Annotated in this window: 9 protein-coding genes; 8 read left to right on the forward strand and 1 reads right to left on the reverse strand. The window is 68.5% G+C overall.

Going from position 1 to position 14237, the window contains the following annotated elements; translation table 11 throughout:
* Positions 1-1252, forward strand: a 1252-nt coding sequence (locus ABD243_RS08755; protein WP_344364347.1) for a serine hydrolase domain-containing protein, incomplete at its 5' end; no start/stop codon positions are given.
* A 39-nt stretch (positions 1253-1291) separates the two neighbouring features.
* Positions 1292-2272 (forward strand): HNH endonuclease, encoded by a 981-nt coding sequence (locus tag ABD243_RS08760; protein ID WP_344364349.1) that lies wholly within the window; start codon positions 1292-1294, stop codon positions 2270-2272.
* 12 nt (positions 2273-2284) lie between these two features.
* Here the strand turns inward: ABD243_RS08760 and ABD243_RS08765 are convergent, their stop codons facing one another.
* On the reverse strand, positions 2285-3658 hold the full coding sequence (locus tag ABD243_RS08765) for a phenylacetate--CoA ligase family protein (protein WP_344364352.1): 1374 nt from the start codon (positions 3656-3658) through the stop codon (positions 2285-2287).
* A 364-nt stretch (positions 3659-4022) separates the two neighbouring features.
* Between ABD243_RS08765 and ABD243_RS08770 the strand changes: the two genes are divergently transcribed.
* The 6 genes from ABD243_RS08770 to ABD243_RS08795 all read left to right on the forward strand — a co-directional run bounded on the left by ABD243_RS08770 (position 4023) and on the right by ABD243_RS08795 (position 14119).
* Entirely contained in the window at positions 4023-5459 is a 1437-nt protein-coding gene (locus ABD243_RS08770) for a flotillin family protein (RefSeq protein ID WP_091250968.1), read from the forward strand.
* Positions 5460-5492: 33 nt separating this feature from the next.
* Positions 5493-5732 carry a hypothetical protein gene (locus ABD243_RS08775; protein ID WP_344364355.1) on the forward strand — a complete coding sequence of 80 codons (240 nt, stop codon included), beginning with the start codon at positions 5493-5495 and terminating at the stop codon, positions 5730-5732.
* Positions 5733-6153: 421 nt separating this feature from the next.
* Complete coding sequence (locus tag ABD243_RS08780) at positions 6154-7326, forward strand: glycosyltransferase family 4 protein (protein ID WP_344364358.1); 1173 nt, start codon at positions 6154-6156, stop codon at positions 7324-7326.
* A 226-nt stretch (positions 7327-7552) separates the two neighbouring features.
* Entirely contained in the window at positions 7553-9745 is a 2193-nt protein-coding gene (locus ABD243_RS08785) for a sensor domain-containing protein (protein ID WP_344364419.1), read from the forward strand.
* Between the two features lie 204 nt (positions 9746-9949).
* On the forward strand, positions 9950-12052 hold the full coding sequence (locus tag ABD243_RS08790; RefSeq protein WP_344364362.1) for a putative bifunctional diguanylate cyclase/phosphodiesterase: 2103 nt from the start codon (positions 9950-9952) through the stop codon (positions 12050-12052).
* 198 nt (positions 12053-12250) lie between these two features.
* Positions 12251-14119, forward strand: a complete 1869-nt coding sequence (locus tag ABD243_RS08795; RefSeq protein WP_344364366.1) for a putative bifunctional diguanylate cyclase/phosphodiesterase — start codon at positions 12251-12253, stop codon at positions 14117-14119.
* The last annotated feature ends 118 nt before the right edge of the window (positions 14120-14237 follow it).

Consider the following 14237-nt stretch of genomic DNA (forward strand, 5'->3'; position numbering starts at 1 on the left):
CCCCGGCTACAGACCCGACCCGCAAGAAGGACCCGCCATGTCGGTGGCTTGGATTCGCGCATCATCCTTCCGGCTCACGGCCGCCAGCGTCGCCGTCGTGCTCACGGTCGCCCTGGGCGGGTGCATTCCCGGGCCGCAACCGCCGGCGCAGCCGCCGTCGTCGTCCGATCCCGTCTACCGGACCATGCTCGAAGAGTTCAGCAAGCGAATGCTCGACGGCGGCGCCCCCGCGGTGCTCATCCAGCTCCGTGTGGGGGCGGACGAGTGGTCCGCGGCGTACGGCGTCCGCAACCTGGACAGCGGTTCCCGCACCGAAATCACGGACCCTGTCCACATCGGCGGCATCACCAAGTCCATGGTGGCGGTGTCCGTGCTTAAGCTGGCCGAGGAGGGCATGCTCCAGCTGGACGCGCCGGTCAGCACGTACCTCCCGGAGTTCGACCAGGTCATGCACCCGCCGGGACCCGTGACCGTCCGCCAACTGCTGCAACATCGCTCCGGCATGCCGTCCGTGGACGGCCCCTTGTACGATCCGGCCACGGTGCAGCAGGCGCTGACCACCAGGGTGAGCCTGGCGGACCTGTTGGCCATGGCGGGCCGGATCACGTGGCAGGCAAAGTTGGCCCAGGGATTTGAGTACTCCAACTCGAACTACATTGCCCTGGCGCTGATCGTCGAACGCCTGCGTGGCCGGCCGATCGGAGAAGTGATCCGCACCGACATCATTGAGCCGCTGGGCCTGGGCGGGACCCAGATGACGGCGTCCGGGCTTCCGCCCTCGGATATGGTCCACGGCTACATCACGCTGGACCGCAAACGGCTCGACGTCACCTATCCCGCGGCGCAGATCGACAACTCCGCCGGCGGCATGGTCTCCTCCATGGCGGATGTGAATGCGTTCTACCGCGCCTTGCTGCAGGACCGGCTGCTCAAAGCTGACACGATCACGCAGATGCAGAGCCCTCTCTACGCCCGGTACGGCCTCGGCGTCGTCCGCTGGAACGACCTCTGCACCAACGACTTCTACTACGGCCATCCCGGCGACGTGCCCGGCTACGGCACCATCGCCATGACCAGCGCGGACGGCACGCGGCAGCTCGCCATGGCCGTGGCCTACCCCCCGCAACCGCTCCAGTCCGGGGCCACCCGTATCCTGCGCGAAATGGAAGCCATCGCCGAGGACTCCCTCAACGCCACGTGCCCGGCCCCGCCGTCAGAGGGCGTCAAGGTTGCTGCCGGCAGTCCGGGCTGAGGACGCCCGAAGCTTCGCCCTCACTGCGACAATGGGCACATGAGCGCGATCATCCTCGTCTGGAACCCCGACGAACGGAACAACTGGACCTACCCGGCGGTCCTGGAAGAAGTCGCGGACACAGGCTGGTTCCTGGCCAGCTGGGAGGTCGGAAACTGGGACGCCGGAAGCGGGGACGCCGCGTCCGGTGCGGAGGCGTGGCTCGTGCTCCAGGGCCGCCACGGGCGCGGCCTGATCGGTCACGGCGTCATCGTCTCGGAGCGACCGGCTCCCCGCTTTCCGGCTCCCGACCTCCAAACACTGAGCGGTGAAGCGCCGGACCTTCAAACATCCGGCGCCCAAACGCCGGACCTTCAAACATCCGGTGGCCAAACATCCGGCGCCGGGGACGCAGCGCCGGCCGCTGGCCCTCTCTACGTCCGCGTGGCCTTCGATTCCCTCCTGCCCGTCGGAGACCAGGTCCCATTCGAGATCCTCGTGGAATCCGTGCCGAACATCGACTGGGAAGCTCTTCAAGGTTCCGGACTCGCCGTCGAACCGTCCGCCGAACCGCTGCTCCACGGGATCTGGAGCGAATACGGCCGGCAGCCCGCGGCTGACCCCACCCACACCGTGCCCGGCACCGTCCCGGCGGCAACGGTCAGCCGCGTGGAAGTAAACCGGTACGAACACAGCCCGGACGCGCAGCGCGTATGCATCGCCCATCACGGAACCAGCTGCGCCGTGTGCGGGTTCTCGTTTGAAATTGCCTACGGGGAGCTCGGCAAGGACTTCATCCCGGTCCACCACCTGGTCCCGGCGTCGCAGCTGGGCAGCAACTACGAACTGGATCCCGTCACGGACCTCGTGCCGCTCTGCGCCAACTGCCACGCCATGGCACACCACGGGGTGCGGACGCCGCGCACGGTCGCGGAGCTGCGCCGGATCATGGCCGACGCGGGCTACCTGGCGGGACAGACGCTGACCGTGAAAGAGCTCCAGGCCCAGCAGGACGCCCGGCGGATCCTCGACCAGCATTAGCAGTCACACCTCTCAGGCGGACCACACCTCGCGGAACTTGCCGCTGCGGTCCGGACGGGGCGGCTCGTCGGCGAACCGGACCTCCACGCCGTCGGCGCCCTGGGCGGCGAAGAACGCACCCAACCGTTCCTGTGCCGCGGTCCGCACGGCCGCCGTCGTGGCCTCCGGGTAGAGCTCGAGCCGCACGGTCAGCTGCCGCATCCCGGTGCGGATCGCCTGGAAGCGGCGGACGCCGGCGGTTTCCTCGATTACCGTCCCCAGCGCCAGCGGCAGCACCATCACCGTTCGCCCGTCCGCGGCAGCGAAGGTCAGCACGTCGCCGCTGCGGCCTTCGACGCGAAGCGCGGGAAACGGGCTGCCGCACACGCACGGGCCGGGAATCATCTGCACCCGGTCGCCCAGGTTGTAGCGGATGAGGGGCTGGACCCGGTTGGCCAGGTTGGTGACCAACACCGTGTGGGAGAGTTCGCCGGCCGGAACGGGCTGGAACGTCCTGTCCACGGGCTCCACGATGTACCCGTCCGCGTTGACGTGGAACTGCCCCTGCCGGCACCGGCTGGTCAGGGCGAGCGCCTCCGAGGCCAGGTACCGCACAGTGGCGCGGCATCCGAGGGCCGCTTCGATCTCCGCCGCTCCGGTGGCCGCGAGGCTTTCCCCGGACGCGACGGCCAGGATCGGCCGGATCCTGAGCCGTCCGGCCTTTTGTTCGGCGGCCAGCTGCAGCATGGCGCTCGGATACCCGTAGAGCATGGTCGGTTGGAACTCGTTGAGATCCGCCACGAGATCCGGGAGCGGCCGGAGCACGGAGAACACGCGCACGCGGCGCGCGATCGTGGGGCTGCGGCGCCGCACGGTTTCGGTCAGCACGACGCCGGCAAAATGGTCCCCATCCGCGATCAGTGCCGCGGCCCGCAGCCCCCGGTGCAGGAAGGCCCGGGTCTCCGCGGCCGTCACCATCGTCCGTCGTTCGCGGATCCGGGCGAGGAGGTTCGCCACCAGCCACGAGGTCCGGTCATGGACCAGGACCGCTGGCTCCCCGGTGGTCCCCGACGTCGTCAGGACGAGGTACTGCCCGCGGTAGAAGCCGCCGACGCGCGAGGGGTCGTCAAGGAGGTCCGCCTTCAGTCCGGCGAGGGTGATGTGGGGGTCGGTCACCCAGTCATCGAAGTTCTCCATGAGCTCGCGCTTGCCCACGGGAGGCAGCTCCCGCAGATTCGTGAGCAGGTCCGCGGGCGTCTCAGGGACGTCCCGGTACAGCCTGCGGTAAAAGGGCGACGCCGACCGCGCGTGGTCAACGAGCGCCGCGAGCCGGTCCCGCTGCCGGCGGGCGATCGCGTCCTGGCTGGCATGCTCGGCCCGCCAGATGTCCCACGCGATACTGGTCATCCCGGCCGTCCGTGTCATCCCGAGAGGAGAGCCGCGCATCACCCATCACCCTTTCGCGGGCCCGGCACACCTGCTGCCCGCCCTCCCACGCCGGCACGCTTGTGCTATTCCACGCTGGCACGCTACACCACGTTGGCACGGCGGCGACCGCCCCAACAGGGGCTTTCGGCACCGGCGGGGCTTGGGCGTATGCCCGAACACTGCCGAATTGCTGGACTTACCGGCAGGTAGCACCACAGACTGTGTACAACGGCTGGCTGGGCGGCGTCGCAGTTCCTGCTTTCCAGGCCGGCCGGGGACTACCAGCAGCATCGTTTGGGGCTTTGCTTTTACACCTTTTCCACCACCGTGAAGGGACCTGGTAATGCAGGACTTGTCAGCTTTCTACCCGCTCATTTCGATCATCCTCGGGGCGGTCGTGGTCATCGGCGTCATCTGGGTGGCAACAAAACTGATGTGGAAGGTGGCTGAACCGAACGAGGCCCTCATCATCTCCGGGCTGACGCGCGGCACGCTGGAAACCCGGGAGGGCATGGACTTCAAGATCGTCACGGGCAAGGGGGCCCTGGTGCTCCCGGGGCTCCAGACCGTGCGGCCGCTGTCCCTGACGCTGAATGAAACCGAGCTCAAGGTCTCCTGTGTGACCTCCCAGGGCATCCAGGTCATTGTTGACGGCGTGGTCATCTACAAGATCGGGGACGCCCCGCCGTTCATCGCCAACGCCGCACGGCGGTTCCTGGGCCAGCAGCCCAAGATGGAAAGCCAGGTCTACAACGTCTTTGAAGGCCATCTTCGCTCCATCATCGGCAGCATGACGGTCGAGGAAATCATCCGCGAGCGCGACAAGTTGGCCTCCCAGGTCCGCAGCGCCAGCGGCGTCGAAATGGAGAAGCTGGGGCTTGTGGTCGACTCGCTGCAGATCAAGGACCTCCAGGACCCCACTGGCTACATCCAGAACATCGCCAAGCCGCACATTGCCATGGTCAAGATGGAGGCCCGCATCGCGGAGGCCACCCGGAACCGCGAGGCGGCGGAAAAGGAAGCAGAGGCCGAGGCCATGATCGCCGACGCCCAGAGTTTGTCCGCGATCCGGCAGTCCGTGGCGCAGGCCAATGCCGAGCGGGCCAAGGCGAACGCGGCCCAGGCCGGGCCCCTGGCCGATGCCTCGGCGCGCCAGCAGGTGGTGGTCCAGGAAACCGAGGTGGCGAAGCTCGAGGCCGACCGGGAGGAACAGAAGCTCCAGACCACCGTCCGCAAGCCCGCCGACGCTAGGGCCTACGCCAAGCGCACCGATGCCGAAGGCCAGAAAGCCGCGGACATCAGCGCCGCCGAGGCACTGGCCCGGCGCACCGAGCTTGAGGCCCAGGCCAACGCGCGCCGGACCGAGCTGCAGGCCCAGGCAAACGCCAACGCCGCGGCAGCAGCAGCCGGAGCCACCAAGGTCACCGGCGAGGCCGAGGCTGCTGCCACGAAGGCGCGCGGCGATGCTGCCGCCTCCGCCATCAAGGCCAAGGCGCTGGCCGAGGCTGACGGCATCAAGGCCCGTGCGGAGGCGCTCGGAACCAACCAGGACGCCGTCATCTCTCAGCAGCTCGCCGAGAACATGCCGGCCATCGTGGCGGCGGCAGCCGAGCCGTTTGCGCACGTCGGCCAGATGACCGTGCTCAATGGCGGCGAAGGGGTCAACCGGATGATCGGCGGGATTTTGGCACAGGTGGGCGACTACCTTCCGGCGCTCTCGACCGCGCTCAAGAACGGCCGGGACGCCCACAAACGGGACGGGAAGGCTCCGGAGGCATAGGGCCGGCGTGCGTGCAGGGATCAGGGGATCGTGATGCATAAGGATGTTGACCGGAGCCTGACCGGAAAGATTGGGCGCGTCACCGGACGGATCGGCCCGGGCACCATCGGCGAGGTCATGCTGCCGGTCCGCGGCGGAACCAGCGCGTTCCATGCTCACCCGTTCGACAAGACCAGCATCTTTGCCGTGGGCGAGCAGGTCCTGGTCATCTATTTTGAGCCGCCCCAGACCGTCTTTGTGGACGAGCTTCCGGACGTTCTCAAGGCAGACTGACGGCCTCTGGACGCTAGGAGGCGACGGGCGTATTCTGAAGTTCCGTCGCCTCTGGAGGTATTTCAGATGGAAGGCAATATGCGTGAGCGTCTCGGGCCGGCTGCCAGGTTCGTAAGTGGTTCCGGCATGCAAGCCCGCGGCCCGGTCGGCAACTGGCCCGATCCGCTGTAGCCCGTCCTTCCGCCATGCCGTCCGGCACCGCCGTTGAGTCGGAGTGTGCCGTGAAGACATGGCCTCGATGATTCGCGCCCTCTTAGCCGCCCCCTCCCGCCGTCGGCCCCTTTCGCCGTCGGTCCTTTCTCTGAGCCTCGCCCCGTTGCTCGCGGCGCTCGACTGACCGTGCCCACCTGTTAACCCAGTCTTCCCCTGCCGGCAACGCCCGCTCCCCCGCACCGCAAGGCGGCGCCCGCACCGTGGAGGAGTGAGGATCGCAATCGTCGCCGAATCATTCCTGCCGCTCATGAACGGAGTTACCCACTCCATCCTGCGCGTGCTGGAGCATCTGCAGGAGCGCGGGGATGAGGTGCTCGTGATCGCGCCGTCCACCCAGGACACAGACGTCCCGGACGAGGTCTATGGCGCCCACGTGCACCGGCTCCCCTCGGTCCCTCTGGCCGGCTATGCGAATGTGCGGGTGGCGTTGGGCGGTGTGTATCGGGTCAAGCGAATCCTTGCCGACTACGCGCCCGACGTCGTCCACCTCGCGTCCCCGTTCGTGCTCGGCTGGCGTGCAGCGCAGGCCGCTCACCAGCTCGGCATCCCGACCGTCGCGATCTACCAGACCGAGGTGCCCGGCTACGCTGCGCGCTACGGCGTCCCGTTCCTGGAGAACTGGGCCTGGAACCGGGTGGAACATATCCACCTGCTGGCCTCGCGCACCCTGGTCCCCTCCACCTTCGCGCTCAACCAGCTCCGCGGCCGCGGCATTCCGCGCGTGGACATGTGGCGGCGCGGCGTGGACACGCAGCGGTTCACCCCGGAGAAGCGCGACGCCGGCTGGCGGGCGTCCGTAGCCCCCGGCGGCGAGCGCCTGATCGGGTACGTCGGCCGGCTGGCGGCCGAGAAACAGGTGGAGGATCTGGCGGTGCTGGCGGATATCCCCGGAACCCGTCTGGTGATCGTCGGCGACGGGCCCCAGCGGGCGGCCTTGGAGGCTGCCCTGCCGGACGCCGTCTTCACCGGGTTCCTCGGTGGCGACGAACTGGCCCGGGCGGTGGCGTCCTTCGACCTCTTCGTGCACCCCGGCGAGTTCGAGACCTTCTGCCAGACCATCCAGGAGGCCATGGCTTCCGGGGTGCCGGTGGTGGCCACCGGCCGGGGCGGGCCGCTGGACCTTGTGGAGAATTCGCGGACCGGCTGGCTCTACGAACCCGGCGACCTCGCCGGGCTCAGGGCCCGCGTGATGGACCTGATGGGCGACGACGCCAAGCGCCGCGCGTTCGCCGAGGCCGCGCATGCCTCGGTTCAAGGCAGGACGTGGTCCGCCCTCGGGGCCGAGCTCGTGGGCCATTACAAGGCCGTCACCCGGGAACCCGCCGTCGCCCGCTCCCCCCTCGTTGCCCTATCACTTAAGGCTGCTAAACAGGGGTTTTAAGCACCATTAGTGATAGAGCAACCCGAAGAATGGAGGCGGGGCCAACGCGGACCGGACCCGCCCTGCGCTCGTGGTGACACCTCCGGGACCGTCGGGACGCCTATGATTTCCCGATGGGAGGGTTCTAAATGACTGATTGGTCTCAGATGTGCACGGCGGTAACCGCGTGACGGCGCCGTCGAACCCGGCGAGAGCATCCGGCAAGGCCCCACAGTACGGGGACCTGGTGGAATCCTGCCCCGACGCCCTGCTCGTGCTGGCCGAGGACGGCACCATCAGGATGGTCAACGCCGCCGCGGAGCGCATGTTCGGGTACCCCCGTGGGGAGCTCGCGGGCCTGGACCACCGCATGCTCCTGGCCGAGGGATTCAGGAACGGGTTCCAGCGGATGTTCTTCACCCTTCGCCGTGAAGCGGACAGCACAGCCGCCGCAGACGCCGAAACTGCCGTTGCCTCTGCTGCTGCCCACGTGCCGATGGAGGTCTACGGGCTGCGGCGGGACGGCACAGAGTTCCAGGCCGAGGTGGCCTGCTCCCTCGTCGTCACCGATGCCGGGCCTCACTCCGGTGCCGCCGGCGGTACCGACGCCGATGCAGGCGCCGACGCCGACGCCCGGACGGCCGGCATGATTGTCGCGATCCGCGACACCTCGCACCGCGCGGAGACCGACGACGGACTCCGCGAGGCGATGTCGCTGCTGAGCGCGACGCTCGAATCCACAGCCGACGGCATCCTGGTGGTCAGCAGCGAGGGCGAGATCGCCGGCGTCAACAGCCAGTTCGTCACCATGTGGGGCATCCCGCGGGAGCTGCTGGCCACCCGCGACGATGGGGCCGTCATGGACTTCGTTCTGGACCAGTTGAAGGATCCCGCCCAGTTCATTGAAAAGGTGGTTGCCCTCTACGCCGATCCCGCGGCCGAAAGCCACGATGTCCTGGAATTCCGCGACGGCCGGACGTTTGAACGCTATTCCCGCCCGCAGAAGGTCGCGGACCACGTGGTCGGACGCGTGTGGAGCTTCCGCGATGTGACCGCGGCCAAGGTGGCCCAGGACCGGATTGCCCGGGCCATGGCCGACCTCGCCGAGCAGTCCGCCCAGCTCAAGGCGCTGGCGTTCCGGGACGGATTGACCGGCCTGTCCAACCGGCAGCAGTTCAACGACAGCCTCGCCAGCGCCCTCGCAGGCCCGTGCGGCACCGCCGTGGACGTCCTGCTATTGGACCTTGACGACTTCAAGGAAGTCAATGACATCCTGGGCCACCACGCCGGGGACCAGATGCTCATTGAAGTGGGCCGGCGGCTCCGGACGTGCGTCCGGCCGAACGATGTCGTGGCCCGCCTGGGCGGCGACGAATTCGTGGTGCTGCTGGTCGGCTCGCTGGATCCCGAAGCTGTCGCCGCCAGGATCGTCGACTCGCTGCGGGTGCCCGTGTGGATTGATGGCACCATGCTGCGGCCCAGCCTCAGCCTGGGGCTCGCCTCGATCAGCGAGGACGCCGTGGACGCCTCCGAGCTCCTGCGCCGTGCCGACGTCGCGATGTATGCCGCCAAAGCCGCCGGCAAGAACCGGTACATGCGCTTCCGGCCGGAGATGATGAAGGCCCTGGTGGACCGCAACGATCTCGAGGCCGGTCTGCGGCTGGCGGTGGACAACGGGCAGATTGCCGTGCACTACCAGCCGATCGTCTCGGCGGACCGCGGAACCGTGGTCAAGGTCGAGGCGCTGGCCCGCTGGGTGCGTGACGGGGCGCTGGTTTCGCCCAAGGATTTCATTCCGGCGGCGGAACGCAGCGGCCTCATCGTCGAGATCGGAACCGAGGTCCTGCTGCGCGGCTGCACCGAGCTCAAGCCCTGGCTGGATGAGGACGCCTCCCGGTCCCTGGCCGTGAACGTCTCCGGCGTCCAGCTCCAGCATGGGGACTTTGCCGAACTGGTGCTGGCCGTGGCGGAGTCCTGCGGGGTGGATGCGCGCCAACTGGTCGTGGAAGTCACGGAAAGCGTGTTCTTCGACGACGACTGCCACGTCATCCGCCAGCTCATGAACCTGCGCACGGCCGGCGTCCGCGTGGCGCTGGATGACTTCGGCACCGGGTTCTCCTCGCTCGGGCGGCTTCAGGGCCTGCCGGTGGACACACTGAAGATCGATCAGTCGTTCGTGTCCATGATCCGCACCGGCGCGGAACAGCTGCCCATCCTCAACGCCATGATCGGCATGGCCCACGGCCTAGGACTCACCGTCACCGCCGAGGGCGTGGAAACGTCCGCGCAGGCCGAGTACCTGATGGAGCTGCGCTGCGATTCCCTGCAGGGCTTCCTGTTTTCGGGCCCGCAGCCGGAGTCCGGGCTGCAGCAGGGACTGGAGCAGGCGGCCCGGGCCATCGCCGCACTGCGGGGCGACCGGGTCACCGGTCACCGGTGACCGGCAAAGCACCGGTGACCGGCAAATCACCGGTCCGATGTGCCGGACGGATGAACTGGACAAACGTACTGGAATGTACTGGACAGATGTACTGGACATTGGGCCGAACGACCCTATGATGCAGTGAAACGCATTGACCCTGGCACCTTGGCCGGGAACATCATCGCTCTATGAACTTCCGTCGCTTTGGGGGCCGGTATCGTCGTGGGAACTGGGTTTGGTGAAGCCCTGCTGGAGCAGGGTCCTGATGCGTTTCTGCTGTTAACTGCGGACGGCACCATCGCTTTCGTGAATTCGGCTGCGGAACGCCTGTTCGGATTTCCACGTGAAGAACTGCTGGGCGTGGACCACGCCGTCCTGCTCACGGAGGAAGGCAGCGGCGGCTTCCTGCGGGTCTTTGGCCGGCTGGGCCGGAAGAGCCGGGCCGGAAGCCGGCCGTTCGCCGCCGTCGGACGCCGCCGGGACGGGACGGAACTCCCCGTGGAGATCACGTGCTCGCTCGTGACGGTCGACGCCGGCACCGCCATGGCGGTCGCCGTCCGGGACGCCGATCACCGCAACGACCCCGACGCCGGTCGGCGGCTGGCCGTCTCCCTCCTGGACGCCACGCTGGAGACGACGTCGGATGGTATCGTCGTGGTCTCCAGCGAGGGCCAGATCACCGGGATCAACGACCAGTACCTGAAGATGTGGGGCATGCCGCCGGAGCTGATCGCGGCCGAAGACCCCACCGCGCTGGTCCGGTTCATCGCCGACCAACTGACCGATCCCGACTACTTCCTGCAAAAGGTGTCAGCACTCTACGCGGACACGGTGATGCAGAGCCACGACGTCCTGGAGTTCGCCGACGGCCGCACCGTGGAGCTGCACTCGCGCCCGCAGAAGGTGGCGGACAGGATCGTGGGACGGATCTGGAATTTCCGCGACATCACCTCGCGCCGGCGCGCCCAGGACCAGGCCCGCCGCGCCATGGAGGAACTGGCCGAGCAGGCCGGAAAGCTCAAGGAGCTGGCCTTCCAAGACCCGCTCACGGGGTTGGCCAACCGGATGCTCTTTAATGAGCGGGCCGCGGCGGCGCTGCTCACGCCGGACCCTGTGCACGTCCTGCTCCTGGACCTGGACGACTTCAAGGAAGTCAACGACGTCCTGGGCCACCATGCCGGCGACGAGATGCTCGTGGAGATCTCCCGCCGGCTCCAGAACTGTGTGGGCCCGCACGGCACCGTCGCCCGGCTGGGCGGAGACGAGTTTGTCGTGCTGCTGGTCGGCTGCCGGGACGCCGACGGCGTGGCCCAGCGGGTGGTCAGCACTCTGAATGCCCCCGTCTCCATCGAAGGCACGCTCATGCGGCCCGGCCTGAGCCTGGGCGTGGCCTCGCGGGACGCCGGGACGGAGACGTCCTCGGAGCTGCTGCGGCAGGCGGACCTGGCCATGTACGCGGCCAAGGAGGCCGGCAAGAACTGCTATGTGCACTTCCGGCCGGAGATGCTCGCCGCGCTGCTGGAACGCACCCAGCTCACGGCCGGGCTGCGCCGGGCGGTGGAGCTTGGGCAGATCATGGTCCACTACCAGCCCGTCATCTCCAGCGACCGGCTCGACGTCGTGCAGTTCGAGGCGTTGGCCCGCTGGGAATGGGACGGCGAGCTGATCCCGCCGGACGATTTCATCGAGACGGCCGAACGCAGCGGCCTGATCCGGGAGATCGGGGCTGAGGTCCTGCGGCGCAGCTGCACCGAGCTCGCGCCGTGGCTGGCCGAGGATCCGTTCCGGAGCGTCGCCGTCAACGTCTCGGGCGTGCAGCTGCAGCACCGGGACTTCGCCGAGCGCGTCCTGGACATTGCGGCCTGGAGCGGCGTGGACCCGCACCAGCTGGTGCTGGAAGTGACCGAGAGTGTGTTCTTCGATGCCCACTCCCACGTGATCGGCCAGCTCGAGACCCTGCGTGAAGCCGGCATCCGCGTGGCCCTGGACGACTTCGGGACCGGCTATTCCTCGCTGGGCCGGCTGCAGGACCTGCCCGTGGACGTGGTCAAGGTCGACAAGTCCTTTGTGTCCATGCTGCATACGGGCACCGAAAAGCTGCCCATCCTCACCTCGATGATCCACATGGCCCACAGCCTGGGGCTGAAGGTCACGGCCGAAGGCATCGAGACGCCGGCCCAGGCCCGCTACCTCATGGACCACGGCTGCGATGCCCTGCAGGGATTCCTCTTCTCCCGCCCCGAGCCCGCTGCGGCCAGGGAGCGGGCCGTCCGCAACTCGGTGGCGGCCATCGCGGCACTGGAGGGCGTACCGCTGCCCGGGTAGCCGGTGCGCCGCGGTCCGCCGGGCTGTTGGTGCGCTGCACTTCGGCCCGATTCAGCACTTTCGACACATTCAATCGCGGCATGATGCCCACCGCCCTCGGCGGGCACGCACCGCATATGATTCAGTGAGCGCAGCGCGCCCGGTTCTCCGCCGGGCGCCCGCTATCATCATCCGTCGCCTGGGGGGCAGTCAAACATCGTGGAAGCCGGTTTCGCACAGCAACTGTTGGAGTACAGCCCGGACGCCCTGCTGCTGGTCAGCCGGGACGGATCCATTTCCTTCCTCAACACGGCAGCGGAGCGGCTCTTCGGCTATTCCCGCGCGCAACTCCTCGGTGCGGACCACAGCCTGCTCCTGGCCGAGTCCTCCCGGGAAAAATTCCACGGCGTCCTGGCCGGGCTGGCCGCGGCCCCCAGTCCCCACGCTCCGTTCGCCGGCTCCGGGCGCCGGGCCGACGGCACCGAACTCCAGGTCGAAATCACGTGCTCGCTGGTCCCGGCCCCAGCAGCAGCGCCCGACACCGGAACCTCCGTCGCCCTCGCGGTCCGCGACGCCGGCCACCGGAATGCAGGCACCGGCCCGGTGGCCGGAGCCACCCACAGCAGTGCCGCCCTCAGCAGTGCTGTGGGTGGCGGCGCGACCCACGGCAGCGCCGGCAGTTCGCTCAGCGGCGACTTCCGCCGTCGTACCCCTAGTGCTGCGGGCGCTCCGGGCGCCGCACGGGCGGCAGGGGCGGCTCCCGCGGCATTCGCCGGGCACGACGACGAACTCAAGGCCGGGTCCCTCCGCGATCCACTGACCGCGCTGCCCAACGGCCCGTTCTTCAACGAGCGGCTCGCCGCGGCGCTGCGCCGGCCGGATCCCGTGGACGTCCTGCTGCTGGACATCGATGACTTCAAGCACCTCAACGACATGCTGGGACGCTCGGCGGCCGATGAACTGCTGGTGGAGGTCGCGAGCAGGCTGCGCAACTGCGTCCGCCCGCACGACACCGTGGCCCGGCTGGACGGCGACGAATTCGCGGTGCTCCTGACCGAATGCCTCAACGCCGACGCCGTGGCCAAGCGGATCACCGAGGCCCTGCACCAGCCGCTGCGCGTCGGCGGCACCATGGTCCGGCCCGGCGTGAGCATGGGCCTGGCGTCCAAGTCCGCGCAGACCCTGGACGGGGCCGAACTGCTGCGGCAGGCCGACGCCGCCATGACCGCGGTCAAAGCCGCCGGCAAGGACAACTGGTTGCGGTTCCGGCCGGAGATGCTGAACACCGCGGCCCACAAGGCCGACGGCGAGACTGGGCTCCGCCGCGCCGTCGAGCTCGGCCAGATCTCCGTGCACTACCAGCCCGTGGTGTCCCCCGGCATCGGCTCGGTGGTGCAGTTCGAGGCGTTCGCGCGGTGGGAACGGCACGGCCGGCTGGTGCCGCCCAACCAGTTCCTGCCCGTCGCGGAGCAAAGCGGTCTCATCCGCGAGATCGGAGATGAGGTCCTGCGCCGCGCCTGCGCCGAGATCCGGCCCTGGCTGGCCGGCGACGCCGCGTACAGCGTCGCGGTGAACGTCTCGGGCCTGCAGTTCCAGCACCGGGACTTCGCCACGGACGTGCTCGCGATTGCCGCGTCCACGGGCGTTGACCCGCACCAGCTGACGCTTGAGCTGACGGAAAGCGTGTTCTTCGATGCGTCCTCGGACGTGCTGGGCCAGCTGCGTCACCTGCGGGAGGCCGGCGTCCGGATTGCGATGGACGATTTCGGCACCGGATACTCCACGCTCGGCCGGCTCCGGGAACTGCCCCTGGACATGGTCAAGATCGACCGTTCCTTCGTGGCCATGATCAAGACAGGACAGGAACAGCTCCCGTTCTTCGGCACCATGGTCAACGCCGCGCACGCCCTGGGCCTGAAGGTCACGGCGGAAGGCATCGAGACCCCGGCACAGGCCAAGTACCTCATGGACCGCGGCTGCGACTCCCTGCAGGGCTACCTCTTCGCGAAGCCGGCCCCGGCCAGCGACCTCGCCGGGACCATGGAGAGCGCCCTCACCGCCCTGGACAAGGTCGACGCCGGGCAGTGACCCTGTTTGTGCCCCCTGTTGCCGGGCGTCACCGGGTCGGCGCGCGTTGGCGCCGCCACACTCCGCCGCACTCCGCCATTGGACCCAAACGGCCGCTAAGCATCATGGCTTAGCGGCC

It is taken from the genome of Arthrobacter humicola (assembly GCF_039531445.1).
GTDB classification, from domain to species: Bacteria; Actinomycetota; Actinomycetes; order Actinomycetales; family Micrococcaceae; genus Arthrobacter; species Arthrobacter humicola.